The organism is Mycobacterium sp. SM3041, from assembly GCF_039668335.1.
Taxonomy (GTDB): domain Bacteria; phylum Actinomycetota; class Actinomycetes; order Mycobacteriales; family Mycobacteriaceae; genus Mycobacterium.
In genome coordinates, this window is the sequence record NZ_JAYXBQ010000044.1 from 50,405 (window position 1) to 76,936 (window position 26,532).

A 26,532-nucleotide genomic window follows, 5' to 3' on the forward strand; every position below is an offset into this window, starting at 1 on the left:
CAGTTCCCTCTGCACCAGCATTTCTCGCGGCGACCGATATTGCCGCCGGCATTGTCGACCCACCGTGCCTGAAAGGCTGTAATCCCTCATGTCCGCAGAACAATCATCGTCGTTCGCCGAGCTCGGCGTTCCCGAGGCGCTCGTCGCCTCGCTCGCCGGACGCGGTATCGCCGCGCCCTTCCCGATCCAGGTCAGCACCCTGCCCGACACCCTCGCGGGCCGGGACGTGCTCGGCCGCGGCCGCACGGGCAGCGGCAAGACGCTGGCCTTCTCCATTCCGCTCGTGGCCCGGCTGGCCGGCGCCGCGCGGCGCCCGTCGCGTCCCACCGGTCTGGTGCTGGCCCCGACCCGCGAGCTCGCCACCCAGATCGCCGCGACCGTCGAACCGCTGGCCAGCGCAGTCGGGCTGAACGTCACCACCATCTTCGGTGGCGTCTCGCAGAACCGTCAGGTGGCGGCGCTGCAGGCGGGCGTCGACATCGTCATCGCCTGCCCGGGCCGTCTCGAAGACCTCATGAAGCAGAAGCTGGTGAGCCTCGACGCGGTGCAGATCACCGTGCTGGACGAGGCCGACCACATGGCCGACCTCGGCTTCCTGCCGGGTGTCACCCGGATTCTGGCGGCCACCCCCGCCGGCGGTCAGCGGCTGCTGTTCTCGGCGACGCTCGACAACGGCGTCGACAAGCTGGTGCGGCGCTTCCTGTCCGACCCGATCACCCACTCGGTCGACGAGATCGACGCGCCGCCGCCGGCCATGACCCACCACGTGTTCCACGTCGCCGGTGCGGCGGAGAAGCGCGACCTGGTGCAGCGGCTGGCGTCGGGCACCGGCCGGCGCATCCTGTTCATGCGCACCAAGCACCAGGCCCGCAAGCTGGCCCGGCAGCTCACCGAGGCCGGCGTGCCGTCGGTCGACCTGCACGGCAACCTGTCTCAGCCGGCGCGTGACCGCAACCTGGCCGCATTCAGCTCGGGAGAGGCGCGCGTCCTCGTCGCCACCGACATCGCCGCGCGCGGTGTCCACGTCGACGAGGTCGAGCTCGTGGTCCACGTGGACCCGCCCGCCGAGCACAAGGCATACCTGCACCGCTCGGGCCGTACGGCCCGAGCCGGGAGCGCCGGCGACGTCGTCACCGTCGTGCTGCCCGAGCAGCGCAAGGACGCCCAGCAGCTGCTGCGCAAGGCCGGTATCACCGCCCGTCCGCAGGAGGTCGTCGCCGATTCGGCGTCGGTGCAGGCGCTCGTCGGCGAGATCGCGCCGTACCGCGCGCCCGCACCCAAGGAGGCGCCCGCGCCGCGTGGCGGAAACCGGCCGGCCAAGACGGCCACTGCGGGTCAGGCGCAGCGTCGCCGCCGCCGCAGCACGGGCGGTCTGCAGGCTCCGGGGCGTGCGCAGTCGGGTCGTGCGCAGTCGCAGTCGGGCCGTTCGCAGTCGGCGCGTAGCCAGTCGGGACGTAGCCAGTCGCGCTAGTTCGTGCCCGGCGACGCGCCGGGTGTGGGCCCGCTCACAACCAACCGTCCGGTTGGGATAAGTTGGTGCAAACTTATCCAGTACCGGAGGTCTCGCATGGGTGTCATCAAGTACGACCGCACGTTGTTCGAACCTGAGCACGAGTTGTTCCGGGAGTCGTACCGCGCGTTCCTCGACCGGCATGCCGAGCCCTACCGCGAGGAATGGGAGAAGGCCAAGATCGTCGACCGCGAGGTCTGGCGTGAGGCGGGTAAGCAGGGCTTTCTCGGCATGGCCGTACCGGAGGAGTACGGCGGCGGCGGGAACCCGGACTTCCGCTACAACGTCATCGTCAGCGAGGAGACCGCGGCGGGACGCCACAGCGGTCTGGGCTTCACGCTGCAGAACGACGTCATCGCGCCGTATCTGCTGGAGCTGGCCAACGACGAGCAGAAGCAGCGCTGGCTGCCGGGGTTCTGCAGCGGCGAACTGATCTGCGCCATCGCGATGACCGAACCGGGCACCGGCAGTGACCTGCAGGGCATCAAGACCCGCGCGGTCCGGGACGGTGACCACTACGTGCTCAACGGCTCGAAAACGTTCATCACCAACGGTATTCACGCCGACCTGGTGATCGTCGTCGCGCAGACCGATCCGGACAAGGGCGCACAGGGCTTCAGCCTGCTGGTGGTCGAGCGTGGCATGGCGGGTTTCGAACGCGGCCGTCACCTCGACAAGATCGGCCTCGACGCGCAGGACACCGCGGAATTGTCGTTCACCGATGTCAAAGTCCCGGTCGAGAATCTGCTCGGCGTCGAGGGCATGGGATTCGTCTATCTGATGCAGAACCTGCCCCAGGAGCGCATTTCCATCGCCGTGATGGCTGCTGCGGCGATGGAGGCCGTGCTGGAATCGACATTGCAATACGCCAAGGAGCGTAAGGCGTTCGGCAAGCCGATCGGCAGCTTCCAGAACAGTCGATTCGTGTTGGCGGAACTGGCGACCGAGGCGACGGCCGTCCGAATCATGGTCGACGAGTTCATTCGCCTGCATCTCGATCGAAAGCTGACAATCGACCAGGCGGCGATGGCCAAATGGTATTCGACGGAGGCGCAGGTCCGGCTGGTCGACCGCTGCCTGCAGTTGCACGGCGGCTACGGCTATATGCGCGAATATCCCATTGCGCGGGCATTCCTGGACTCGCGGATCCAGACCATCTACGGCGGCACCACCGAGATCATGAAGGAGATCATCGGGCGCGGATTGGGCGTTTAACTAATTGACCGTGCGGAATTTATTCGCATATCGATCCGCGACACACTGGTGCGTCACCGCCGGATATCCCGCACTATGGGCATGAACTGAAGCAAAGTTGACAGAATCTCTCGATCAAGAGAGTTTGTCTGACGGAATTGTGTCCGGAGTTTTGCCGACCGCGGGAGGAATTCGATGACCGGGCTGCGAACCCGCGGCGGATGGGCTGGTATCGGTGCCCTTTCTGTCGCGGTGGCATTGCTCATGGCGCCGACGGCATTTGCGACACCGGAAAGCGACGCCGACGCGGCGATATCCCACACCTGGGATGCCGCGGGCGGTGACACAGGTGAGCTGGGCGCCAAGGACGGCGACGTCTACCAGGTCGGCGCGGGGTTCGCGCAGAACTTCGCGGGCGGAAAGATCTATTTCAGCGAGAGCACCGGCGCTCATCTCATCTACGGCGCGATTCTCGACAAGTACCAGGCGCTGGGCGGCGCCGCCGACAGCGATCTCGGCTTCCCGACCATCGACGAGGGTGCGGGCAAGGCCACCGACAGCCGGAACAGCACGTTCAGCGCGGCCGACAAGCCGGTCATCTTCTGGACGCCCGACAACGGCGCCTGGGTGGTTCGCGGCGCCATCAACGCCGCCTGGGACAAGCTGGGCGGTTCGGCGGGCACCCTCGGCGTACCCACGGCCGACGAGTCCTGGAAGGGCGACGTCGTCACCCAGCCCTTCACCGGCGGTGAGGTGAGCTGGAACGCCAAGACCAAGACGTTCACCACCACGCCCGCCGACCTGGCAGGCCAACTGACCGGGCTGGACGTGCCGGGCGACGCGACGACGGCCATCGCCGCGGCACGCCGCGCGGCCGGCGGGCCGCAAGGCACGCTCGGGGACGAGCAGGGGGCCCAGTACAAGGTCGGCGACGGCGTGGCACAGAACTTCGCCGGCGGCACCATCTTCTATTCGCCGGCAACCGGGGCGCACGCGATCACCGGCGATGTGCTGGCCAAGTACCGCGCGGCCGGCGGACCGCAGGGCGATCTCGGCTTCCCGGCGAGCAACGAGACCGACGGCGGCATTTCCCCGACGAGCCGGATCGCCACCTTCGCCGCCGCCGACAACCCGGCGATCTTCTGGACGCCCGAGCACGGCGCGTTCGTCGTCCGTGGCGCGATGAACGCGGCGTGGGACAAGCTCGGCGGCGCCACCGGCAAGCTCGGCGCACCGACCGCCGACCAGACCGTCAACGGCGACGTCGTCAGCCAGAAGTTCACCGGCGGTTCGATCTCGTGGAACAAGTCCACCCGGGCGTTCAGCACCGAGCCCGCCGAGCTGGCGTCGCAACTGAGCGGCCTCCAGGTGCCCAGTGTCGATCTGCCGGGTGGCGTGACCTCGCAGGCCGATGAGTCCGGCAAGTGGTACCAGTTCCACTGGTGGTGGCTGCTGGCGATCATCCCGCTGTTGCTGGTGGTGGTCGGCATCGTGATCGCGGCACTGCTGCGGCGCCGGCGGAATGCCGGTCAAGACGCCGTCGACGACCAGGACGCGTACGACTACGACGACCACGAGTTCGGCGACGGCGAGTACGGCGACCCGCAGTATGCCGATGGCGGCGCCGACAGCGAGTACGGCGACGAGTACGCGGCCGAGGACCAGCAGTTCGACAACCCGCACGGCGGCCCCGCGTTCCAGAGCAACCCGGATGTCATCGACACCGCGCCGACGGTGTACCCGGATTTCGCGGCCGAACAGCCCACTGAAACGCCGGCCGAGACGGCCGAGGGTGAGTGGTCCGAGGAGGTGCCCGAGGCGCAGGCCGAAGCCGAGGCCCAGCCGGTGGACGCGGCCGAGCCCACCGAGCCGGAGCCGGAGCCGGACGCCGGCGAATCCGCCGACGAGCCGACGACATCGGTGCAACTGCCCGACGCCCTGCGTCGCGGCGGTGCGGCGGCAGGCCTCACCGCGGCCGGACTGGCGGGCTTCGCGGGCCTACGGCCCCGGGACCCCGGCGACCGCGTCTGGGCAGCGCCGGCCGACGGCCGGGACGCCGACTCCCAGGCCGGTGACGAGCGCGCGCCCGAGCCGCAAGAACAGGCCCCCGAGGTCGAGGCGGCTGAGACCCAGGCAGCGGAACCGGCCACCGAGACGCCCGTGGACGAGCCTCCTGTGCACGAGCCGCCTGCGGTCGCGACACCGCCGGAGGAGACGGTGGCGGCCGGTCCCGCCAGCGGCAGACACCATGCGCTGGGGGCCGAGGAACCCGAGACCGCGCAGATGTCGTTCCGTGTGGCCACCGGTGCCGAGCCGCCCGAGGGCTATGACATCAAGGCCAACACGGAGTCGGGTTTGTACTGGGTGCCCGGATCGCCCGGATATGCCGAAGCGCCTGTCCAAATCTGGTTTGCCAGTGAGGAATTCGCGGTCACCAACGGGTTCATCCGCGGCTGACCGGAGTCACGACTGAGCCCCGCTGCGAGCGACTGCAGCGGGGCTCATCTGTAGGTCTGGCCGGCGTCAGATCTTGCGGATGACGGTCACGACCTTGCCGAGCACGACCGCGTCGTTGCCCGGGATTGGATCGAACGCCGGGTTGTGCGGCATCAGCCACACCTGGCCCTTCGTGCGCTTGAAGGTCTTCACCGTGGCTTCGCCGTCGATCATCGCCGCGACGATGTCGCCGTTGTCGGCCACATTCTGCTGCCGCACGACGACCCAGTCGCCGTCGCAGATCGCGGCGTCGATCATCGACTCGCCGACGACCTTCAGCAGGAACAACGAGCCCTCGCCCACGAGCTCGCGGGGGAGCGGGAAGACGTCTTCGACGGCCTCTTCGGCCAGGATCGGGCCACCGGCCGCGATCCGGCCGAGCACCGGGACGAAGGTCGGCTCGGGCAGCGCGTCCGACCCGGCGACATCGGTGGTGATGGTGGCTCCGGTCGAATCGTCTGCGCCGCGCACGTCCACCGCGCGCGGGCGGTTCGGGTCACGGCGCAGGTAGCCCTTCTTCTCCAATGTGCGCAGCTGGTGGGCCACCGACGACGTCGAGGTGAGACCGACGGCGTCACCGATCTCCCGGATGCTGGGCGGATAACCGCGCGTGGTGACCGAGGTGCGGATGACATCGAGGATGGTCCGCTGGCGCTCGGTGAGGCTGCTGGACCGTCCGCCTGCCTGGGTGTCCGGGGTATCGGTGCTGTCGCTCATGGAGACGAATCTAGCCCAGCGCACCCGATTCATCAAACATGTGTTCGAGATCGGACGGCTCGGCGTGTCGCGGGCGTGATCCGGTGGTGACGTCGTGAAAAGGGTGGCGGAGTCGGGGAACGGAACTTGTCGGTGGGTGGTCGTATCGTTCGCAACAGTTCGATCACATGTTCTACCGTTCGAACATTTGGGCGATATAGTCGAACACGAGAGCGATCGAACCTATGTACGAACTCCTGAGAGGAACCGACATGACCGTCATCACCCGCGAATACCCGACCGACGTCGTCGTCCGCACCGTGCCTCGGCGTTCAGATGTCAACCGGCACCGCCAGGCCCGGCTGCGGCCGGCCGGCGCGCGTCCCTCGGGCGCGGCCTTCCGGCACCGCGGTACGGGCGTGCTGACGTCGCGTGCCTCGCACCGCCGCAGTCCGATCACCCCGTTGACCACGGTGATGCTGGCCCTGGTCGCGGCCGGGATCACGGTGTGGCTGGGTCTGGTGGCGCAGTTCGGTGAAGCGGTCCAGCCGACTTCTTCGACGGCCTCCGTGCCCGCGCAGCTCGCGGTGGTCCGGGTGCAGACGGGGGAGTCGATTCAGCAGGTCGCGCGGCGGGTGGCGCCCGACGCGCCGGTCAGTGCCGTCGTCGACCGCATCAAGGAGCTGAACAAGCTGCCGTCGGTGGCCCTGAACGCCGGGCAGACGCTGATCGCGCCGGTCGGCTGAGGACAGTCCGTGCGCGCGTCGATCGGCACGGCGCCCGGCCGCGTCAGAGCGGCACGGGTAGGCTCGAGACCGTTCGAAACGGTCGATTGTCGGTGCGGCGAAGGAGCGGTGATGCACTGTCCGTTCTGCCGGCATCCGAACTCGCGTGTGGTCGATTCACGAGAAGCTGACGAAGGGCAGGCGATTCGGCGTCGCCGGTCATGCCCCGAGTGCGGTCGCCGGTTCACCACGGTGGAGACCGCAGTCGTCGCGGTGGTCAAACGCAGCGGCGTCACCGAACCGTTCAGCCGGGACAAGGTGATCAAGGGCGTACGGCGCGCCTGCCAGGGGCGGCAGGTCGACGACGATGCCCTGAACCAGTTGGCGCAGAAGGTCGAAGATGCGGTGCGGGCCACCGGATCTCCCGAAGTGCCGAGCCATGAGGTCGGGTTGGCGATCCTCGGTCCTCTGCGTGACCTCGATGAGGTCGCCTATCTGCGGTTCGCGTCGGTGTACCGCTCTTTCTCGTCCGCGGAGGACTTCGAACGCGAAATCGAGGCGCTGCGGGCGCACCGCGGTGTGACGTCGTCGGGCTGACGGCAGCTAGGTCGCGCTGCGCTCGTCGGTCTCCATGGCGTCGAGAACCGCATACTTCGTATCTTGCGGGGCGTCGATCGATTTCGCGGTGACGCCGGTCTGCAGAAGTCCGCGCAGCGCATCACGGTCGTAGACCGACGGCGCCGTCGTGTCGATGAATTCCTCGATGAGTTTCACGAACCGGTCGGGGTCGTCGTGAAATGGGAAATGTCCTGAGTTGTCGAAGAACTCGAGCCGGGAGCCCGGCATCGCGGCGTGGGCGAGTTCTCCGTGGGCGGCCGGGATGACGGCGTCCTGGGTGCCCCAAACCAATTGCACCGGAATGGCTTCGGTCAAATAACATCGGTCCAGCATCGTGACCACCTGGCCGCGCCAGTCGACCACTGCGCGCAGGGTCCGGGCGAAGGCGGATGAGGCCTTGGGTTCGGGCAGGTCGTTGAGGATCCGCAGCATGTTCGGCAGGTCGTGGCCCAGGCCGGTCGACCCGAGCAGCGCTCCGCCGAGACGCCCGGCGAGCTGAAGGGCGGGCAGTACCAACGGGATTCGCAACAGTGCCAGCGCTTCAGTGCCCAGGGGCAGCGCCGCGAGTCGCAGTGCGATGTTCACGTCGCGGGTGACACCGCCGGCACCGACCAGCACGAGGCGATCGACCAATTGCGGGAACTGATAGGCGAACTGCATGGCCACGCCGCCGCCCAGTGAATGGCCGACGACCGTCACGCGTTCGATGTCGAGCACGCTGAGCAGGTCCCGCATGCCGTTGGCGTACGCCGCCACCGAGTAGTCGGCGCGCGGTTTGTCGGACTGGCCGTGGCCCAGCAGGTCCGGGGCGATGACGGTGAACCGCTGGGCGAGGCGCGTCTGAACGGTTTCCCACGTGGTGGAGTTGTCGCCGATGCCGTGGATCAGCAGAATCGCCGGCCCCGAGCCCGCCACCCGGTACGCGCGGCGGTAGCCATGGATGGTGCGGTACTCCAGCCGCGGCGTCACGTCACGCACCGAGTGCAGGTTGGGCTTTCCATCGGGCATCGTCCCAGCTCCTTCCCATGGTGTCGGCCAAGCCGACCGCGTGGTCAGTCGCCGACAGTGCCGTCGTCGCCGGCTTGGGGATCGGAGAATCCGTCACCGGACTGTTCGGCGAGGAACTGCTCGAACTGTGCGCCGAGTTCGTCGCCGCTGGGTAGTTCCTCGTCACGTGCCAGCAACGACCGATTTTCCTGAGCAGCGACGAACGAATCGTACTGTTGTTCCAGTGCACTGACCACTTGAGCGACTTCGGCGCTGGCCTCCACCTGCTCGCTGATCTTGGCGTACACCTCGGCGCCCGCCTCCGATAGCTCATTCAGCGGAATCTGCAGCGACGCGATCCGGGAGACCTCACCCAGCAATGCCTCGGCGGCGGGCGGATACGCGGTCTGTGCCAGGTAGTGCGGCACATGCACGGTGAAGCCCAGAGCTTCGTGGCCGTGCTGAATGAGCCGGTACTCCAACAGGTTCGACACACTCGCCGGAACCTGGACCTCGCCAACCCACGGCGTGTGATCGGCGATGAGCTCCTTGTTGCCGGCGTGCGCGGTCATGGTGACGGGGCGGGTGTGCGGAACGGCCATGGGGATGGCGCCCAACCCGATGACCTGCCGAACCCCGAGCCGCTCGGCGAGCAGCCGCACCGCGGTGATGAAACGTTCCCAGCGCAGATCCGGCTCCATCCCGGCCAGCAGCAGGAACGGCGTGCCGGCGGTGTCGTGCAGCGCGTACAGGTTCAGCTCGGGATCGTCGTACTTGGTGAAGTGATCGGTGGTGAACGTCATCAGCGGCCGGCGCGACCGGTAATCCAGCAGTTCGTCGATGGCGAACGACGCGACCAATTCGGTGTCGAGCGTGTTCTTCAGGTGCTCGGCGGCCAGCCGGATGGCGTGGCCGGCATCGGAGAAGCCTTCGAGGGCGTGCACCATCACCGGTCCGCGGCCGTCGGCGGCGGACAACTGGGGCGCGGGGAATTCCAGCTCGTACATACCGCTCTGCTCGGGCTGATACTGCTGGCCCCGGCTGTCGTCGGGCCGCTGGCCGCTCGCGTTCCCGTCGTGCTCGCTCACCTTCACACTCCTTGCCGTCGTGCGTTCACATCTCGCCGGATGTGTCTCCTACAAGTGTCGCGCATTCTTGTGTTGTTCCCAGTGTCGGCCCGCAGTACGCATGGTGCACCAGGTGCTGCTCGTGCCGTCGGTATCGGGCAAGATCGGACAGATGCTTCGCACCCGACTGGCCGTGAGCGCATTCGCCGCGCTGCTGGCCACCGCGTGCAGCCCGCCTGCGATCAAGGCCGATCCCCGCGCCGGCGACCCCGGTACGGTCGCCGCCGGCGCGGCCGTGGTCCCGGGACCCCGGCCCGATCCACGCGTCGGCGCGGTGTTCCTGGGCAGCGATTCCGTGCACACCTGCAGTGGCGCGGTGCTCGATTCGCTGGCGGGGAATCTGATCATCACGGCCGCACACTGCCTCGACGCGTCGTTCGACGCGACGTTCGCGCCCGGTTACCGCGGCGGCGTCCCCGGCGACTTCTGGCACATCGATGCGGTGTACCTGGACCCGCGCTGGGTTCGCAGTCAGGACCCGGCAGCCGATTTCGCGATCGCCCGGGTCAGCCACGGCGGCGCGGCCACGACCGAGACGCTGGAACGGCACGCCGGCGGCGGCTTCGTGCTCGGCGCCGCACCGGGCCCCGACGTTCCGATCACGGTGACGGGATACCCGCTCGGTGACGGCGGGGGCCAGGTCAGCTGTAGTGCGCCGACATCGCGCCCCGACCGCGGGTTCCCGGCGCTGCGCTGCCCGGGACTGGTCGACGGCACCAGCGGCTCGCCGTGGGTGTCGGCGACCGAGGTCAGGGGAGTGGTCGGCGGCCTGCAGGGCGGTGGCTGCAGCGGCAACGACCTGTCGTACTCGTCGCCCTTCGATGTGCAGATCCAGGTCCTGTACCAGCGGGCCCAGGAGGGCGGTCCCGCGGACCGCGCCACCGGCGCCCCTGACGACGGCTGCAGCGCCTAGCGTCTGAACTGGTTCAGCGCCCGCAGCTTGTTCATCACGTCGAGCGCGGCGACCTTGTAGGCCTCCGAGAAGGTCGGGTAGTTGAAGACGGCGTCGACCAGGTATTCCACCGTCCCGCCGCACCCCATCACGGCCTGGCCGATGTGGACCAGTTCGGTCGCGTTGGAGCCGAAGATGTGCACGCCGAGCAGCGTCAGGTCCTCGGTGGACACCAGCAGCTTGAGCATGCCGTACGAGTCACCGGCGATCTGCCCGCGCGCCAGTTCGCGGTAGCGCGACACCCCGACCTCGTAGGGAATCGAGCTGTCGGTGAGGTCGACCTCGGTGGCGCCGACGTACGACACCTCGGGAATGGAGTAGATGCCGATCGGCTGCAGGTCGGTCATGCCCTTACAGGGCTCGCCGAACGCGTGGTACGCCGCCAGCCGGCCCTGGTCCATCGAGGTCGCGGCCAGCGCCGGGAAGCCGATGACGTCACCGACGGCGTAGATGTGGTCGACCTTGGTCTGGTAGTTGTCGTCGACGAAAATCCTTCCGCGACTGTCGACCTCGAGGCCCGCCTGGCCGACGTCGAGGTGCTCGGTTTGCCCCTGCCGGCCGGCCGAGTACATCACCGTCTCGGCGGGGATCTGCTTGCCGCTGGCGAGCGTGGTCAAGGTTCCGCCGGGACCCACGTCCACCGCGGTCACCTCTTCGCCGAAACGGAACGTCACCGCGAGGTCGCGCAGATGGAATTTGAGGGACTCGATGATCTCGGAATCGCAGAAGTCCAGCATTGTCGGGCGCTTCTCGATCACGGTCACCTTGGTGCCGAGCGCCGCGAACATCGACGCGTACTCGATACCGATGACTCCCGCGCCGACCACCACCATCGACTGCGGCAGGCTCTTGAGGTCCAGGATCCCGTCGGAGTCCAGGACGCGTTCCTCGTCGAACTTCACCCCGGCCGGGCGGACGGGCTTGGTACCGGTCGCGATGACGACATACCGCGCTCTGATGTTGACGTTCTCGTCGCGGGTGGGGTCCTCGATGACCAGGGTGTGCGGGTCGAGGAACCTGCCGTGGCCTTCGAACAGCTCGACCCCATTGCGCAGCAGCTGGTTGCGGACCACGTCCTGTTCCCGGCCGATGACGTGCGTGGTGCGGCGCAACAGATCGGCGGGGGTGATCCGTTCCTTGACCCGGTAGCTGGAGCCGTACAGTTCGCGCTGGCTCATTCCGGTGAGGTAGACGACCGCCTCACGCAATGTCTTGGACGGGATGGTCCCGGTGTTCACGCAGACCCCGCCGAGCATGCGCCCACGCTCGATGACTGCGACGGATTTTCCCAGCTTGGCGGCGGCGATCGCAGCCTTCTGCCCGCCGGGACCGGATCCGATGACGACGAGGTCGAACTCCTGCGTGGAACCCATGACAGCCAGGTTGGCACGGCACGCGTGATCATGCAGCCGGATCATCGGCGAACTTTGCGGAAACACCACGGGTGCGGCCCGTTATCCACAGATCCGAGTTCATCCACAGCCGGGGCCGCCGGCGGCGTCGGCCGACGATTCCTGACGGACCGTGCTGCCACGTTCAGGGCATGACAACTTTCAGCTCATTCGATTTCCAACTGAACCGGCCCGGCGCCCTGATCGCGGCAGTGCCCGCGGTCCTGGGGTTCGCGCCGGAGAAGTCGCTGGTCCTCGTCACCATCATCGGCGGTGAGATGGGCGCGGTCCTGCGTGTAGACCTCTCGGCAGGATTCTTCGAGGCCCTGCCCGAGGCCCTCGGCCATCTCTCCGACATGGCCGCCGCGGCAGATGCGGACGCGGCCGTCGGGGTGATCGTCGACGAACACGGCGTCGACTGCGTGATGTGCGCGGACATGTATCGCGACGTGACCGACGAACTCGAGGAGGCGCTGGCCGAGCGCGGCATCGAACTGCTCGCGGTGCACGTCGTCGACCGGGTGGCGGCCGGCGGCCGCTGGCAGTGCGCCGACGGCTGCGGGAACGCCGGCGTCGTCGAGGATCCCGAATCGTCACCCGTCACCATGGCCGCGGTGCTCGACGGCCGGCGCCTCTACGCCCGGCGCGCGGACCTCGTCGACGTCGTCGCCGTCACCGACGCGCGGCGTGCCGAGGCGTTGCGGCCGGCGATCGAAAAGCGGTCTGCCACAGTCGATTACCGCGGTCGTCCCGATGCCGAGGTGCGCGCGGATATCGAGCATGCGGTGGCGTGTGCCACCGGGTCCCCGGACGGCTTGCCACTACCCGACGACGATGCGGTGCGCCTGGCGTGCGCGGTGACGGATTGGCGGGTGCGGGACACGCTGTACGCGTTGGCGGTCGGGGAGTGCGCGGCCGCGGCCGAGTCGGTGTGGGCCGCACTGACCCGCACCCTGCCCGCGCCGTGGCGGGTGGAGATATTGGTGTTGCTGGCGTTCAGCGCGTACGCCCGGGGTGACGGACCGCTCGCCGGGGTGGCGTTGCAGGCCGCGCTGGACGTCGACAGCGGGCACCGGATGGCGGGCATGCTCGACGCTGCCCTGCAAAACGGCATGCGACCGGACCGGATCCGCGAGTTGGCGCTGACGGGCTACAAGCTGGCCGAGCGCCTCGGCGTGCAGATGCCGCCGCGGCGCATCTTCGGCAGGTCGGCGTGAGCCTCGTGGGCCCGGTCAGACCTTCTCGACGCGAACCGCGTGCGCCATGTGATGCGGCAACTCGACCTGTTCGTGGCCGGGGATGACGATCAGCACGCTGCCCTGCTCGGTGGCCTGCACGGTGACGCGCGCGTTCGGCACGACGCCGGCGTCCTTGAGCCGGGCGATCAGCTCGGTGTCGCCCTGGACGTGTTCGGTCAGCTGACGCACGCGGACCGCGACCGGGAATCCGGTGGGCAGCTCGGTGAGCCGGACGAGGCTGACGTCGGAGTCACCGGTCGAGATGACGCCGAGTTCGGCGAGGCCGGGGATCGGGTTACCGAACGGGGACGTGGTCGGATTGTCGAGCACCTGGACCAGCCGGCGTTCGACGTCCTCGCTCATCACGTGTTCCCAGCGGCACGCCTCGGCGTGGACTTCCTCCCACGGCAGGCCGATGACATCGACCAGCAGACGCTCGGCAAGCCGGTGCTTGCGCATCACCGACACGGCCAGCGAGCGGCCCTTGTCGGTCAGTTCCAGGTGGCGATCACCGGCGACGTGCAGCAGCCCGTCGCGCTCCATCCGCGACACCGTCTGGCTGACGGTGGGGCCGCTCTGCTCGAGTCGTTCGGCAATGCGCGCACGCAGCGGCACCACGCCCTCTTCTTCGAGGTCGTAGATCGTCCGCAGGTACATCTCGGTCGTATCGATCAGATCGTTCATGCCAAATTCCTCCAGGCCTCCGCCGGTGCCCAGCTTACCGGTTTGGCCGGGTCAACAGGCATCCACCACGGCCGATCGACGCTGTGATTCCTGCGGTGGACAACGGCGGGCAGACCGGCCGGAAAAAACGGTGCCCGCCGGATATTCCGGCGGGCACCAGGGTGTGCAGTTGTTGGGTGGCGGCGATCAGCTCGCGTAGGCCCGCAGGCGCTCGGCGCGCTCGCCGTTGCGGAGCTTCGACATGACCTCGCGCTCGATCTGGCGGACCCGCTCGCGGGACAGGCCGAACAGCTTGCCGATCTGGTCCAGAGTGCGGGGCTGGCCGTCGTCGAGGCCGAACCGCAGCCGGATCACCTGCTGCTCGCGCTCGTCCAAGGTGGCGAGCACGTGCCGGATGTCGGTGTGCAGCAGCTCCGAGATGACGGCGTTCTCTGCGGAGAGCGCCTCGGAGTCCTCGATGAAGTCCCCGAGCGGAGCCTCCTCGTCGGTGCCGACCGGCATGTCCAGGCTCACCGGGTCGCGGCTGTGCTCGAGCAGGTCGTTGATCTTCTCGACCGGGATGCCCGACTCTTCGGCGAGCTCTTCGTCGGTGGCCTCACGTCCCAGGCTCTGGTGCATCTCGCGCTTGATCCGTGCCAGCTTGTTGACCTGCTCCACCAGGTGGACGGGGAGCCGGATGGTCCGGCTCTGGTCGGCCATGCCGCGGGTGATCGCCTGACGAATCCACCAGGTGGCGTACGTCGAGAACTTGAAGCCCTTGGCGTAGTCGAACTTCTCCATCGCCCGGATGAGGCCGAGGTTGCCTTCCTGGATCAGGTCCAGCAGCGGCATGCCGCGGCCGGTGTAACGCTTGGCCAGCGACACCACGAGGCGGAGGTTGGCTTCGAGCAGGTGCCGGCGTGCGGCTTCGCCGTCGCGGACGATGGCGGCCAGGTCACGCTTGCGGTTGTCGCCGAGTCGCTTCTTGGTCTCCAGCAGGTGGGCTGCGTACAGGCCGGCCTCGATGCGCTTGGCCAGTTCCACCTCGTCCTCGGCGTTGAGCAGAGCGGTCTTACCGATGCCGTTCAGGTACACGCGCACCAGGTCCGCGGCGGGACTCTGGGCGTCAAGATCGGAATCGATACGGCTTGTGGTGGCGTTTGCCATTTGCGGCCTCCTGCTCGTGCTCAGCTCGAACTGTCACTTGCTTCAACGCCCCAGCGGCAGGAGAAGTTCCCGAGGCCCTCTCGGCTCATGGCCTCTGACCAGCGGTTTTTCGAGGTCGACCTGAGAATGTCCTTAGAAAGGAGAAAGAAGGAAACTCAGGTAGAGGTCAAGACTCGATATCGCCGTCGATGACTGGGTGCCGGTCCTCGATCGCGGGCCGTTCGGCAGTGGGGAACATCGGCGCCCGGCGGGCCGCGTCGTAGCGGCGCGGTTCCTGCGCGGTGCGCGGCGGGCGGTCGTTGGCGATCAGCACCGCGATCCACGGCAGGGGAATGGATGCGATCAGGATGCCCAGCGAGATCAGGCCGTTGTGCCAGATGCTGTAGGCCAGTGCGGCCAGCAACAGCGCCGGCACGCGGAACGACATGATGGTGAGGTAGCGACGGACGCGCGCGCGGTGCTGCTCCTCATAGGCGGGTGCTGCGCGAGTGATGAGGACCGGCCGACCGTCGTCGTCGAAACTCAGCTCAGGGCCGTGTTTCATACCTCCACTGTCCCACATCTGGCTCAGTGCCGCCGCGACCGGTTCGCCTGAGGTGCCACAATGAATCCATGCAGACCGACACCCTCGAACGCACCGATTCCGATGAACAGGTCGACGACGGTACGGACGACGACCGACCTAAGCATTTCCACTACGTCAAGAAGGACAAGATCGCCGAGAGTGCCGTCATGGGCACCCATGTCGTCGCGCTGTGCGGCGAGGTGTTCCCGGTGACCAAGTCACCCAAGCCCGGGTCGCCCGTGTGCCCGGATTGCAAGCGCATCTACGAACAGATGAAGAAATAGCCGCAACCGGTCAGGCCGGCGGCTCGGCCACCCGCTCGGCGGGTTGATCGGCGGGCTGATCGCCCGTGAGGGTCTCGGCCTTTTCTTCGAGCCATTCGCGCAGGCGTCGGGCGTGGGTGTCCGGCGCCGGCCATTCCTCCTGGATCGCCGCGTTGAGTTCGGCGCCGATCATGATGGCGAAACCCAGCGCGAAGGCGAACAGCAGGAACGCGATCGGCGTCGCGAGCGCGCCGTAGGTGTAGCCGGTCGCGGTGATCCAGGTCAGATAGAACCGCAGGCCCACCGTCGCCACCACGAAGACCACGGTCGCCAGCACTGCGCCGAACAGCAGCCGATGGGTTGGCAGCGGTTGGGGCAGCGCAACGCGATACAGCACGGTCACGGCCAGCACGATGCCCAGCAGTAGCGCGGGCCAGTACCCGTACTTCATCGCGTTGGACCAGGTCTGGGGAATGTGCTGGGCGATCTTCATCGGTCCGATGGCGGCCACCGGGGCCGTCGCGATCACGAACAGCAGCATCACGAGATACAGCCCGAGCGCGTAGAAACGCTGCCGCACCGGGTGGCGCAACGGCGTCTGATCATGGGCCTCGACGACCGCGTCGACGAATGCCGAGATCGCGGACGAGCCCGCCCACAGCGAGATGACGAACCCGAGGGACACCACCTCGCCGCGGGCGCCCACGGCGATGTCGCGGACCGTGGGCTGGATGATCTCGTTGATCACGTTCGGCGAGAAGAAGTTCTTCGCCGTCCCGATCAGTTGTTCCTGGATCATCGGCAGCGTCTCGGGGCCGAACAACGGCGCCACGTACGCCAAGCTGCCCAGCATGCCCAGCAGCAAGGGCGGTAGGGACAGTGCCGACCAGAACGCAGCCTGAGCCGACTCGGAAAAGATCGAGTCGTCCCAGCTTTTCGACAGTGCGCGTCGGATGACCCGTAACACGTGGTGACGTGTCGGCTTGATCGGCTTCGTCTGGTCGTTCATGACCAGACCAGCATTACCGAAGAGATCCCATCAGGACCGTATTTGAGGTGGCCGGCGGGTCACTCGGTCTCGGCGCTGACCACCAGCACGGCGGCGAGCTCGACCAGCTTGGATTCGTGCTCGTTGGCGTGGTGCTGGCAGAACAGGAGCTCCATGCCGGACGGCAGGGTAGCGCGAACGCGGGCGGCAGCGCCGCACCGGTCACAGCGGTCGGCCCGTGTCAGTGCCGGGCCCGTCAGAGTTGCGTTCATGGCGCCTCCTTCTGCTCGTCGCCGCCTGGGCGCTTTGCCGGTTACACATCTCTACTCTCTCAGACGATTTGGATTCCAGCGTTGTTCCCCAGGTGTTCACGGGTGTGTCGTGTCTCACCTATCGTTGGAGTTGCGGGCGCGGCAGGCTGACCGCATGATCGCCGCGCCCACAGTCCTGGTCCATCTGTGTAGTGAAACGGATTGGGCGCGTGCCCAGTTCGATGGCGAGCTCAGACCACCCTCACTCGACGAGGTGGGGTTCGTGCACCTGTCGGCTCCGGAACAGGTCCACCTGCCGGCCAATCGGCTCTACCGCGGGCAGTCCGACCTGCTGCTCTTGGTCTGTGACCCGGACCTGCTGGGGTCGCCGGTTCGCTGGGAGCCCGGGGTGCCGACGGATCCGGCCTCGATGCTCTTCCCGCATCTGTACGGTGCCCTGCCCGCCGGCGCGGTGACGCGCACCGTGCCCTACCGGCCTGACGCCGAGGGCGTTTTCCCAGTTCTGCCGGCAAATTTCGGGGCCGGCGCCGTTGGTTAACGGAAAATGAACGACAGTGTGAGAAATCTGTCCACTCATCGGGATTGTGGCCCGAGTCACCGTCCGGGGATTGACACGATCGCGCGCGTAAATATCCCCGACACGGTGAGGACATGATCAACCACACGAATTCTGAAGACGCGACGGGTAAGCGCCGTCGCGCAAGAGGACTGAAGGGACTCGGTGTCGCACTGACGGCGAGCGCCCTTCTGGTCATGTCGCCGCTGCCGGCATGGGCGGCCGAGAACATGACGATCACGTTCATCCGGCACGGTCAGTCGTACGGCAATACGTCGGGCAACATCGACACCCAGGTGCCGGGCCCGGTCCTGACGCCGGACGGTCAGCAGCAGGCCAAGGACATCGCGGCCAAGCTGGGCGACCGGAACTTCGATGCCATCTACGCGTCCACGATGGTTCGGACGCAGCAGACGGCGACGCCGTTGTCGCAGTACCTCGGTCTGCCGATCCAGGTGTTGCCGGGTCTGCAGGAGATCGAAGCCGGCAAGTACGAAGGCACCCCGGAGCGCGCGGGCATCTTCGGCTACCTGACGGCACCGCTGGCGTGGGCAGGCATCACCGTGACGCCGCCGCCGAACATCGCCTTCAACCCGACCACCCCGAACCTGGACGCGTTCATCCCGTCCGCGGCCGATCCGACCACCGGTCTGAACGGTCACCAGTTCGAGGACCGGGTCAACGGCGCGTTGCAGAAGATCTACGACAACGGCGACCGCAACGCCGCGGTGTTCTCGCACGGCGGCACCATCATGATCTGGACGATGATGAACGCCAAGAACCTGAGCGCCGAACAGAAGATCATGCTGTTCACCCAGCATCCGCTGGGTAACACGGGCGTTGTCGTCGTCGAGGGCAACCCCGAGGACGGCTGGAACCTGGTCGAGTGGAACGGCGTCAAGATCGCCGGCATGCAGAAGGGCCCGATCGAGAACGTGCTGACGCAGGTCCGCACGCTGTCGCGTCAGCTCAACTCGGTGGTGCAGGACGTCGCCGCGGCGTTCCAGACCGGAAACGTCGGCAAGATCCTGACCGCGATCAACCACGGTGCCGCGGACGCGCTGTTCTCGACGGCCAAGTTCGTCCGGGCCATCAACGCCCAGGTCATCGGCGGGGTCACCACGGCCATCGACAACCTGCAGAAGAAGCTGGCCCCGCCGGCTCCGGCTGCGGGCACGCAGACCACCGCCCCGACCTCGGGTGCTGCGGTCTCGCCGGCCGCGTTCTCGGCTCCGGCTCCGGTTGCGGCCAAGGCTCCGGCCGCGGCGCAGGCGGGCGACTCGCCGGCCAAGGTTGCCGACGCTCCGGCGTCGGACAACAAGGTTGACGGTCAGGTCAAGGCCGACGAGGCCAAGGCCGACGCCGACGCCGCCAAGGCGGAGGGGCAAGCCAAGGCCGACGACGCCAAGGCCGGCGCCGATGCCGCCAAGGCGGAGGGCCAGGCCAAAGCCGACGAGGCCAAGACCAAGGCTGACGCCAAGAAGGCTGCGGCCGAGGCCAAGAAGGCCGCTGCCAAGGCCAAGGCCGAGGAGAAGAAGGCTGCCGCCGAGGCCAAGAAGGCGGAGGCCAAGGCCAAGGCTGACGCCAAGAAGGCTGCCGCCGAGGCCAAGAAGGCTGAGGCGAAGGCCAAGGCAGAGTCTGCGAAGGCCACTGCCGGCGCAGGCGCTGGAAGCGCCGACTGACAGCTCGCTGTCGGGTAACCACAGATCGGCCCCCTTCTCCCTCGGGAAGGGGGCCGATTTGCGTCGTCGAAGTTTCGTCAATTGTGACGAAACCTGTCCACTGGCCGGGATTGTGGCCTGTATCACCATTACCGGGCTGGCACTGCCGCGCGGGTAAATATCCCCCGAGACAGTGAGGACATCATTAACCACACAAATTCAGGCGCGGGACATCGTCGTCGCGCGCGTGGGCTGAAGGGACTCGGTGTCGCTCTGACCGCGGGCGCCCTTCTGGTCATGTCGGCGCTGCCGGCATGGGCAGCCGAGAACATGACGATCACGTTCATCCGGCACGGTCAGTCGTACGGCAACCTGTCGGGGGTCGGTGACACCTCGACACCCGGGCCGACGCTGACCGACCTCGGCCAGCAGCAGGCCAAGGACATCGCGGCCAAACTCGGCGACAACAACTACGACGCGATCTACGCCTCGACGATGGTCCGGACGCAGCAGACGGCCGTGCCCATGTCGCAGTATCTGGGTCTGCCGATCACGGTGTTGCCGGGCATCCAGGAGATCGAAGCCGGCATGTACGAGGGCACGCCCGAACGGGCAGCGCTGTTCGGCTACCTGACGGCTCCGCTGGCGTGGGCGGGTCTGTCGGTGACCCCGCCGCCGAACGTCAGCTTCAACCCGATCACCCCGAACCTGGACGCGTTCATCCCGAGCGCACCGGGTAGCACCACGGGCCTCAACGGACATCAGTTCCAGGACCGTGTCAACGGTGCGCTGCAGACGATCTACGACAACGGCGACCGCAATGCGGCGGTGTTCTCGCACGGCGGCACCATCATGATCTGGACGATGATGAACGCCAAGAATCTGAGCGTCGAGCAGAAGATCATGCTGTTCACCCAGCATCCGTTGTCCAACACCAACTACGTCGTCGTCGAGGGCAACCCCGAGGTCGGCTGGAACCTGGTGAACTGGAACGGCGTCGAGATCGCCGGCATGCAGAAGGGCCCGATCGAGCAGGTGCTGACGCAGGTCCGCACCCTGACCCGTCAGCTCGGCGGTGTGGTGCAGGACGTCGCCACGGCGTTCAAGACCGGTGACGTCGGCAAGATCCTGACCGCGATCAACCATGGTGCGGCCGACGCGCTGTTCTCGACGGCCAAGTTCGCGCGCGCCATCAATGCCCAGGTCATCGGCGGGGTCACCACGGCCATCAACAACCTGCAGAAGAAGCTGCACCCGCCGGCGCCTGCGGCCGGCACCGAGGCTCCGGCTGCGCACTCGGGTGCAGCGGTGTCGCCGGCCGCGTTCTCGGGTCCGGCTCCGGCTCCGGTTGCGGCCAAGGCCCCGGCCGCGGCGCAGGCGGGCGACTCGCCGGCCAAGGTGGCGGACGCTCCGGCTTCCGATGCCAAGGCTGCCGAGGTCAAGCCTGCGGAGGTCAAGGGCGACGCGGTGAAGGTCGACGCGAACGCCAAGGCCGACGACAAACAGGCCGACCAGGCCAAGGTCGACGGGCCCACCAAGGCCGAGGCCGCCAAGGCCAAGGCCGAGGCGAAGAAGGCTGCGGCCGAAGCCAAGAAGGCCGCTGCCAAGGCCAAGGCAGAGGAGAAGAAGGCGGCAGCCAAGGCCAAGGCCGACGCCAAGAAGGCCGCGGCTGCCGAGAAGGCGGCCGCCAAGGCCGACGCGGCAAAGGCGCACGCCACTGCCGGCGCGGCCGGCACCGACTGACGGTCACCGTCGCGCGATCGGCCCCCTGCTCCGCGGAGGAGGGGGCCGATTCGTGTCAGCTGTCCGAGCGGGCGGCCAGCAGCAGGTCTCTGGTGATCTCCATGTGCCCGACGTGCTGCGCGATGTCGTGCAGGATGTGCAGCAGCGTCCACTCCGGGCTCGCCGTGGCCAGCACCGAGGCGCGCGTGGTGCCGCCGCGCACCCCGTCGGCCAGCTCGCGGTCCCGGATGCCCTCGGTGACCGCCACCTCGACCCAGCCGGGGAAGCACTGCTGCAGGGCCGTCAGCCGTGCCAGCAGCTCGTCGACCGGCCCGGTGGCGGTGAACTCGCTGTCGCGGTCGCGCGGGATGCGTTGTCCGGCAATGAAAGAGCCGGCCCAGTAGTCGACCACACCGATGCAGTGGTTGACGATGGCGTAGCAGCTGTTCGCACCGGGCAGGTCGGGCCGGCGGTTGGCGAGGTCGTCACCGAGCACGGTGAGGATGTCGGCCATCGCGGCGAAGCATTCGGACGAGACGTCCAGCATGGCCTGGCCCAGCGGGTGCTGCGAGATCGGCATGCACGAAAGCCTTTCACACACAGGACTTTTCCCGCTTCCGGTTTTTCGGGGGTGTCGCGCACGCGGCCGCTGGAACCCACGCAGACGACGACTGCCCCGACACCGGAGTTTCGGGGCAGTCGTCGTTGAAGCGGGGGACTAGTCCAGGTAGTCGCGCAGAACCTGCGAGCGCGACGGGTGCCGCAGCTTGCTCATGGTCTTGGACTCGATCTGGCGGATGCGCTCACGGGTGACGCCGTAGACCTGGCCGATTTCGTCCAGCGTGCGCGGCTGGCCGTCGGTCAGCCCGAACCGCAGGCGGACGACGCCGGCCTCGCGCTCGGACAGGGTCTCCAGCACCGACTGCAGCTGGTCCTGCAGCAGCGTGAACGACACGGCGTCCACGGCCACGACGGCCTCGCTGTCCTCGATGAAGTCACCGAGCTGGCTGTCGCCTTCGTCGCCGATGGTCTGGTCCAGCGAGATGGGCTCACGCGCGTACTGCTGGATTTCCAGCACCTTCTCCGGCGTGATGTCCATTTCCTTGGCGAGCTCTTCGGGCGTGGGTTCGCGACCCAGGTCCTGCAGCAGCTCACGCTGGATACGGCCGAGCTTGTTGATGACCTCGACCATGTGCACCGGGATACGGATGGTGCGGGCCTGGTCGGCCATGGCGCGGGTGATGGCCTGACGGATCCACCAGGTGGCGTACGTCGAGAACTTGTAGCCCTTGGTGTAATCGAACTTCTCGACCGCGCGGATCAGGCCCAGGTTGCCTTCCTGGATGAGGTCCAGGAACGCCATGCCACGGCCGGTGTAGCGCTTGGCCAGCGACACCACCAGACGCAGGTTGGCTTCCAGCAGGTGGTTCTTGGCGCGGTCGCCGTCGCGGCAGATCCACTGCATGTCGCGACGCTGCGCGGCGGGCAGCTTCTCGCCCTTCTCCATCAGCTCGGACATGAGCTGCGTGGCGTAGAGGCCGGCTTCGATGCGCTTGGCGAGCTCGACCTCCTCCTCGGCGTTCAGCAGCGCGACCTTGCCGATCTGCTTGAGGTAGGCACGCACCGAGTCGGCGGACGCGGTGAGCTCGGCATCCTTGCGGGCCTGCCGCAGCGCCTCGGACTCTTCCTCGTCCCAGACGAAGTCGCCGGAGGCCTTGTCCTTCTCGGACGGCTCGTCGGCGTCGTCGCCGTCGGCGGCCTTCGGCGCGGCCTTGGTGCCTTCGGTGTTGGCTTCGGCTTCGGACTCGCCTTCTTCGGCGTCGTCCTCGTCGTCATCGTCACTGACGTCGTCGTCGGCCTCGAGGTCGTCGTCGAGTTCCAGGTCGGCGTCGTCGACGTCGATCTCGTCGGGTTCGACGGCGAGGTCGTCGACATCGGTCACGTCGTCAGCGACGCCACCGTCCTCGGGCTTGGTGGCGGCCTTCGCCGCGCGCTTGGCGGGCGCCTTCGCGGCGGCCTTCTTCGCGGGTGCCTTGGCGGCACGCTTGGCCGGCGCAGCCTTGGCGGCGGCCTTCTTCGCGGGGGCTTTGGTGGTGCGCTTCACCGGCTCGTCGGCTGTCTCGCTGGCTTTGGTCGCTACCACGGCCACCCTTTCGGTCTTTCGTACAACGGTGGCGTGGGCATGCGCCACCGAAAAGCGTCGGCTGTCGAATATTGGCGTCGATCTTCGATCGGATGATCACCGCTATCCGTTCAGGCGGCCGCCGTTGACCATTGTAACGACATAGTGGCCAGAAGCCGTATCAGCGCCGGTCTCGGAGCGTTGGCGGCCGTCAACGGCCCGTCAATGGCGATGCAAGGCGCCGTCGGCGGCCATCGCGGCGCCGACGATGCCGGCCGAATTCTGCAGCGTCGCGGCGACCACCGGGGTGCGGTTCTTCAGCAGCGGCACCCACTTGTCCGCCTTCTTGCTGATGCCGCCGCCGACGATGAACAGGTCCGGCCAGATGGCGTTCTCCACCGCCACCAGCACCTTGGTGACCTCCTCGGTCCAGCGCTCGTACGACCAGTCCTTGCGTTCCTTGACCGACGACGCGGCCCGGTGCTCGGCCTCCTTGCCGCCGACCTCGATGTGCCCGAACTCGGTGTTGGGCAACAGGACCCCGTCGTAGATCACCGCCGAGCCGATGCCCGTGCCGAACGTCAGCAGCACGACCAGTCCGCTCACCTCGCGGCCCGCGCCGAACTTCTCCTCCGCCAGTCCGGCCGCGTCCGCGTCGTTGAGCACCGTCACGTCCTGGCCGTCCAGCCGCGAGGCGAACATGTCCCGCACGTTGGTGCCGATCCAGCTGCTGTCGACGTTGGCCGCGGTCCGCACGATGCCCTCGGTCACCACGCCCGGATACGTGACGCCCAGTGGTCCGGTCCAGCCGAACTCACGCACGACGGCGGCCACGGTCTCCGACACGGCTTCGGGCGTCGCCGGCTGCGGGGTGGGGAGGCGGAAGCGCTCGCCGATCAGCTGGCCGGTGTCGAGGTCGACGATGCCGCCTTTGACGCCGCTGCCGCCGACATCGATCCCCAGCGCTCGATGCTGTGAGGCGTCGGTCGCGGCGGTGGGCGTCTCGGTCATCTGCACTCCTTGGAGGGGGTGGGCAAGAGGGCGCGACCCACACCCTAACCGCGTGTGCTGCGATAGGTGTCATGACAGCACGCGAACCCGGAAGTGGCACCGCACCTGCTGCACTGCGCGCACTCGCCGAGCAGTTGGCCACAGAGGCCGCCGCCTTCGTCCGCCGGCGGCGCGCCGAGGTTTTCGCCGGCGTTCAGCAGGACGACGGCGCGGTGCGCACCAAGAGCAGCCCGACCGATCCGGTGACCGTCGTCGACACCGAGACCGAGCGGCTGTTGCGTGAGCGCCTGGCAGTGCTGCGACCGGACGACGCGATCCTCGGCGAGGAGGAGGGTGGCGCGGCGCGGGCGGCCGCCGGCGTGCCGGTGTGGGTGCTCGACCCCATCGACGGCACCGTGAACTTCATGTACGGGCTTGGCGCCTACGCGGTGTCGGTCGGGGTGCAGATCGACGGCGTGTCCGTCGCCGGTGCGGTGGCCAACGCCGCGACCGGAGAGGTGTTCTCGGCCGCGCGCGGCCACGGGGCCGTGGCGACGCGGGACGGGGTGCGGGAAACCTTGCGCTGCAACGTCATCGACGAGCTCCCGATGGCGCTGGTGGCGACCGGGTTCGCCTACGCGCGGGAGCGGCGGCGGCAGCAGGCCCGCGCGGTGGCCGAGCTGCTGGCCGAGGTGCGGGACATCCGCCGGGTCGGGTCGTGCGCCCTGGATCTGTGCATGGTGGCCGCCGGCCGGCTCGACGCGTATTTCGAATCCGGTGTGCACGTGTGGGATTGGGCGGCCGCGGCCCTGGTCGCCGAGGAGGCGGGCGCCGTCGTGCGGCTGCCCGCACCGGGTGCGGACGACGACGATCTGGTCATCGCCGCGGCGCCCGGCGTGGCCGCAGCGCTGACCGGGCATCTGGAGCGGGTCGACTATCGCTAGCAGGTCCCGCTGTGGATCTTCGGCAGCAGCGAGGTGTCTGCCGGCTGCGTGGCGTCCGGCTTCAGGCTGGCCAGCATGGCCTCGATGTCGTCACTGTGGGCGAGTTCGTTGAACTCGGTGCCGATCGCGAGGTCGACGGAGTCGTCGGGGCGCTGGTCCTGGAACAGCTGGGTGCACGGCGCCACCAGCCACAGCGCGGCGGCCGCGGACTTACCGGCCGGGCCGAACCGGATCTGGCCCTGGCATTCCATGCGGGTGCTGGCGTACACCGGGTCGTTGCTCGCCGCCGGCTGGCCGAATCCGAGGTCGCGCAGCTCACCGGCGACCTCGCTGGCCTGGCCGCCCTGGCCGCTGGCGTTGAGCACCTTGATCTTGGTGTCGGCGAGCTTGGCCGGCACCACGTTGACCATCGAGGACTGCGACACCTCGTCGCCGAGCTTCGGCTGGTTCGGCTCGGTGGGCGCGGGTGGGGGATTGCAGGTGATCGCCTGGTGGATTTCGGCGGGCTGGTTCGCGACGACGAGCCACGCGATGAGCGTCGCCACGGCCAGCACCGCGAACAGCACGGCGGCGGGCACGTAATTGCGGCGGCGGAACGGCCGACCGTGCTTGTCGAAGGCCGTGCCCTCGGTGATTTGTGCGACCACATGAGCACTCTAGATGCACCGCACCCTGCATGATTGCCGACCACCTCTTGCTTATGTGATGCAAATCACATATAGTCGGCGCGCTTTTCGGGCACGAATCGTTTGGCGGAAGCGTTCGACGCTGGTACAAAGCTCTGCTGCAAGGTAACGGAGGGGATGACCATGGCTACCGATTACGACGCCCCGCGGCGTTCTGAGACTGACGAGGTGTCCGAGGACTCTCTGGAGGAGCTGAAAGCACGGCGCAACGAAGCACAGTCCGCCGTCGTCGACGTCGATGAGACCGACTCGGCCGAGAACTTCGAGTTGCCCGGCGCTGACCTGTCGGGCGAGGAACTCTCGGTCCGCGTGGTGCCCAAGCAGGCCGATGAGTTCACCTGCTCGAGCTGTTTCCTGGTGCAACACCGCAGCCGTCTCGCCAGCGAGAAGAACGGCGTGATGATCTGCACCGACTGCGCCGCCTGAGGATTCACGTTCACGTCAGTGGCCGGTCTCGCACGAATGCGTGCGGGGACCGGCCATTGGGCGTCTTATGGGGCTGCTAGCGGCCCTGCAGTGCCGCCAGCACCCGATCGGGATGACGGGTGCTCACCAGCCAGTACGGCGTGGGGTCATCCGGATCGTCGAGCACCACGAGGATCAGCGGCCCGACCCAGGCCCGGTGCACGACGTACGCGGCCGGATCCAGTTGGCGTCCCAGCGCCGCCGACTTCGCCGAGCGCGGCACCTCGGCCGACCGGGAGATGACGCTCGTCGGGATGTGCGCCGGTCCCACCCACAGCTCGGTCTCGGCGTCCGGCCCGGTGCCGGTGCTCACCACCCGCAGCTCGATGCGCCCCATCCACACCAGCGTCGCTGCAGCGACCGGCAGCAGCACGGCGAACGGCGCCCAGGCCGGCACGCCCGACACGCCTTGCACCACTTCCAGCGCGATCAGGGCCGCCAGCCCGAAACCCGGTAACCACCACCACAAAGGCACCGTCAACCGCTCCCGATAGCGGACGGTTTGGGTGGCTGCTCGCGTGTCTGACACGCCGC

Annotated in this window: 27 protein-coding genes; 13 read left to right on the plus strand and 14 right to left on the minus strand. The window is 67.8% G+C overall.

Annotated features, from left to right (window positions below):
- Positions 1-88 precede the first annotated feature (88 nt).
- From VXD91_RS12380 to VXD91_RS12390, 3 genes are all read left to right on the plus strand, one after another.
- Positions 89-1,471 carry a DEAD/DEAH box helicase gene (locus VXD91_RS12380; RefSeq protein ID WP_346415541.1) on the plus strand — a complete coding sequence of 461 codons (1,383 nt, stop codon included), beginning with the start codon at positions 89-91 and terminating at the stop codon, positions 1,469-1,471.
- A 96-nt stretch (positions 1,472-1,567) separates the two neighbouring features.
- Positions 1,568-2,725 (plus strand): acyl-CoA dehydrogenase family protein, encoded by a 1,158-nt coding sequence (locus VXD91_RS12385; RefSeq protein ID WP_212811721.1) that lies wholly within the window; start codon positions 1,568-1,570, stop codon positions 2,723-2,725.
- A gap of 174 nt (positions 2,726-2,899) precedes the next feature.
- Complete coding sequence (locus VXD91_RS12390) at positions 2,900-5,161, plus strand: hypothetical protein (RefSeq protein WP_318984391.1); 2,262 nt, start codon at positions 2,900-2,902, stop codon at positions 5,159-5,161.
- A gap of 66 nt (positions 5,162-5,227) precedes the next feature.
- Here VXD91_RS12390 and lexA read toward each other — a convergent pair whose 3' ends face one another.
- A complete protein-coding gene (gene lexA / locus VXD91_RS12395) occupies positions 5,228-5,917 on the minus strand; it encodes a transcriptional repressor LexA (protein ID WP_212811719.1) in 690 nt (229 codons plus the stop codon).
- 251 nt (positions 5,918-6,168) lie between these two features.
- On the opposite strand from lexA, the gene VXD91_RS12400 reads away from it, so the two are divergent.
- Both VXD91_RS12400 and nrdR read left to right on the plus strand, forming a co-directional pair.
- The gene (locus tag VXD91_RS12400) at positions 6,169-6,642 is read left to right on the plus strand and encodes a LysM peptidoglycan-binding domain-containing protein (protein WP_318984392.1); all 474 of its coding nucleotides are present in this window, start codon (positions 6,169-6,171) and stop codon (positions 6,640-6,642) included.
- Between the two features lie 111 nt (positions 6,643-6,753).
- Positions 6,754-7,218 carry a transcriptional regulator NrdR gene (gene nrdR, locus VXD91_RS12405; RefSeq protein WP_138248984.1) on the plus strand — a complete coding sequence of 155 codons (465 nt, stop codon included), beginning with the start codon at positions 6,754-6,756 and terminating at the stop codon, positions 7,216-7,218.
- Between the two features lie 6 nt (positions 7,219-7,224).
- On the opposite strand, the gene VXD91_RS12410 is transcribed toward nrdR, so the two are convergent.
- Together VXD91_RS12410 and VXD91_RS12415 are read right to left on the minus strand one after the other, a co-directional pair.
- Positions 7,225-8,247 (minus strand): alpha/beta hydrolase, encoded by a 1,023-nt coding sequence (locus tag VXD91_RS12410; protein ID WP_318984393.1) that lies wholly within the window; start codon positions 8,245-8,247, stop codon positions 7,225-7,227.
- Between the two features lie 44 nt (positions 8,248-8,291).
- Positions 8,292-9,233 carry a PAC2 family protein gene (locus VXD91_RS12415; protein WP_318984616.1) on the minus strand — a complete coding sequence of 314 codons (942 nt, stop codon included), beginning with the start codon at positions 9,231-9,233 and terminating at the stop codon, positions 8,292-8,294.
- A gap of 181 nt (positions 9,234-9,414) precedes the next feature.
- Here VXD91_RS12415 and VXD91_RS12420 point away from each other — a divergent pair, with 181 nt between their 5' ends.
- Positions 9,415-10,266, plus strand: a complete 852-nt coding sequence (locus tag VXD91_RS12420; RefSeq protein WP_318984394.1) for a serine protease — start codon at positions 9,415-9,417, stop codon at positions 10,264-10,266.
- Here the strand turns inward: VXD91_RS12420 and sthA are convergent.
- Complete coding sequence (sthA, locus tag VXD91_RS12425; RefSeq protein ID WP_212811715.1) at positions 10,263-11,678, minus strand: Si-specific NAD(P)(+) transhydrogenase; 1,416 nt, start codon at positions 11,676-11,678, stop codon at positions 10,263-10,265. The genes VXD91_RS12420 and sthA overlap by 4 nt on opposite strands.
- Positions 11,679-11,848: 170 nt before the next feature.
- Between sthA and VXD91_RS12430 the strand changes: the two genes are divergently transcribed.
- On the plus strand, positions 11,849-12,913 hold the full coding sequence (locus VXD91_RS12430) for a DUF4192 domain-containing protein (protein ID WP_318984395.1): 1,065 nt from the start codon (positions 11,849-11,851) through the stop codon (positions 12,911-12,913).
- Between the two features lie 15 nt (positions 12,914-12,928).
- On the opposite strand, the gene VXD91_RS12435 is transcribed toward VXD91_RS12430, so the two are convergent.
- The 3 genes from VXD91_RS12435 to VXD91_RS12445 all read right to left on the minus strand — a co-directional run bounded on the left by VXD91_RS12435 (position 12,929) and on the right by VXD91_RS12445 (position 15,308).
- Positions 12,929-13,618 (minus strand): metal-dependent transcriptional regulator, encoded by a 690-nt coding sequence (locus VXD91_RS12435; protein ID WP_212811713.1) that lies wholly within the window; start codon positions 13,616-13,618, stop codon positions 12,929-12,931.
- 186 nt (positions 13,619-13,804) lie between these two features.
- Complete coding sequence (locus VXD91_RS12440; protein ID WP_212811712.1) at positions 13,805-14,764, minus strand: sigma-70 family RNA polymerase sigma factor; 960 nt, start codon at positions 14,762-14,764, stop codon at positions 13,805-13,807.
- A gap of 166 nt (positions 14,765-14,930) precedes the next feature.
- On the minus strand, positions 14,931-15,308 hold the full coding sequence (locus VXD91_RS12445) for a DUF3099 domain-containing protein (protein WP_244872575.1): 378 nt from the start codon (positions 15,306-15,308) through the stop codon (positions 14,931-14,933).
- Positions 15,309-15,376: 68 nt separating this feature from the next.
- Between VXD91_RS12445 and VXD91_RS12450 the strand changes: the two genes are divergently transcribed.
- A complete protein-coding gene (locus VXD91_RS12450) occupies positions 15,377-15,613 on the plus strand; it encodes a DUF3039 domain-containing protein (protein ID WP_029105322.1) in 237 nt (78 codons plus the stop codon).
- Between the two features lie 10 nt (positions 15,614-15,623).
- Here VXD91_RS12450 and VXD91_RS12455 read toward each other — a convergent pair whose 3' ends face one another.
- Both VXD91_RS12455 and VXD91_RS12460 read right to left on the minus strand, forming a co-directional pair.
- Complete coding sequence (locus tag VXD91_RS12455; protein WP_212811710.1) at positions 15,624-16,601, minus strand: YihY/virulence factor BrkB family protein; 978 nt, start codon at positions 16,599-16,601, stop codon at positions 15,624-15,626.
- Between the two features lie 59 nt (positions 16,602-16,660).
- A complete protein-coding gene (locus tag VXD91_RS12460; RefSeq protein WP_212811709.1) occupies positions 16,661-16,852 on the minus strand; it encodes a hypothetical protein in 192 nt (63 codons plus the stop codon).
- A gap of 154 nt (positions 16,853-17,006) precedes the next feature.
- On the opposite strand from VXD91_RS12460, the gene VXD91_RS12465 reads away from it, so the two are divergent.
- From VXD91_RS12465 to VXD91_RS12475, 3 genes are all read left to right on the plus strand, one after another.
- The gene (locus VXD91_RS12465; protein ID WP_318984396.1) at positions 17,007-17,390 is read left to right on the plus strand and encodes a DUF952 domain-containing protein; all 384 of its coding nucleotides are present in this window, start codon (positions 17,007-17,009) and stop codon (positions 17,388-17,390) included.
- Between the two features lie 113 nt (positions 17,391-17,503).
- Positions 17,504-19,090, plus strand: coding sequence for a histidine phosphatase family protein (locus VXD91_RS12470; RefSeq protein ID WP_346415542.1), 1,587 nt, complete (start codon positions 17,504-17,506; stop codon positions 19,088-19,090).
- A 276-nt stretch (positions 19,091-19,366) separates the two neighbouring features.
- On the plus strand, positions 19,367-20,812 hold the full coding sequence (locus tag VXD91_RS12475; RefSeq protein WP_318984398.1) for a histidine phosphatase family protein: 1,446 nt from the start codon (positions 19,367-19,369) through the stop codon (positions 20,810-20,812).
- Between the two features lie 55 nt (positions 20,813-20,867).
- Here the strand turns inward: VXD91_RS12475 and VXD91_RS12480 are convergent, their stop codons facing one another.
- From VXD91_RS12480 to VXD91_RS12490, 3 genes are all read right to left on the minus strand, one after another.
- Positions 20,868-21,371: a DUF664 domain-containing protein gene (locus VXD91_RS12480; protein WP_318984399.1), complete on the minus strand. Its 504-nt coding sequence runs from the start codon at positions 21,369-21,371 to the stop codon at positions 20,868-20,870.
- A gap of 138 nt (positions 21,372-21,509) precedes the next feature.
- Positions 21,510-22,982 (minus strand): RNA polymerase sigma factor, encoded by a 1,473-nt coding sequence (locus VXD91_RS12485; protein ID WP_318984400.1) that lies wholly within the window; start codon positions 22,980-22,982, stop codon positions 21,510-21,512.
- 153 nt (positions 22,983-23,135) lie between these two features.
- Positions 23,136-23,924 carry a polyphosphate--glucose phosphotransferase gene (locus VXD91_RS12490; protein WP_064984481.1) on the minus strand — a complete coding sequence of 263 codons (789 nt, stop codon included), beginning with the start codon at positions 23,922-23,924 and terminating at the stop codon, positions 23,136-23,138.
- Positions 23,925-23,995: 71 nt separating this feature from the next.
- Here VXD91_RS12490 and VXD91_RS12495 point away from each other — a divergent pair, with 71 nt between their 5' ends.
- Positions 23,996-24,847 (plus strand): inositol monophosphatase family protein, encoded by an 852-nt coding sequence (locus VXD91_RS12495; RefSeq protein WP_318984401.1) that lies wholly within the window; start codon positions 23,996-23,998, stop codon positions 24,845-24,847.
- Here the strand turns inward: VXD91_RS12495 and cei are convergent.
- Positions 24,844-25,494 carry an envelope integrity protein Cei gene (cei, locus tag VXD91_RS12500; protein ID WP_318984402.1) on the minus strand — a complete coding sequence of 217 codons (651 nt, stop codon included), beginning with the start codon at positions 25,492-25,494 and terminating at the stop codon, positions 24,844-24,846. The two genes, VXD91_RS12495 and cei, sit on opposite strands and share 4 nt — an antisense overlap.
- 162 nt (positions 25,495-25,656) lie before the next feature.
- Between cei and VXD91_RS12505 the strand changes: the two genes are divergently transcribed.
- Positions 25,657-25,959 (plus strand): DUF4193 domain-containing protein, encoded by a 303-nt coding sequence (locus VXD91_RS12505; protein WP_029105318.1) that lies wholly within the window; start codon positions 25,657-25,659, stop codon positions 25,957-25,959.
- A gap of 76 nt (positions 25,960-26,035) precedes the next feature.
- On the opposite strand, the gene VXD91_RS12510 is transcribed toward VXD91_RS12505, so the two are convergent.
- Entirely contained in the window at positions 26,036-26,527 is a 492-nt protein-coding gene (locus VXD91_RS12510; RefSeq protein ID WP_029105317.1) for a DUF3093 domain-containing protein, read from the minus strand.
- Positions 26,528-26,532: the final 5 nt, after the last annotated feature.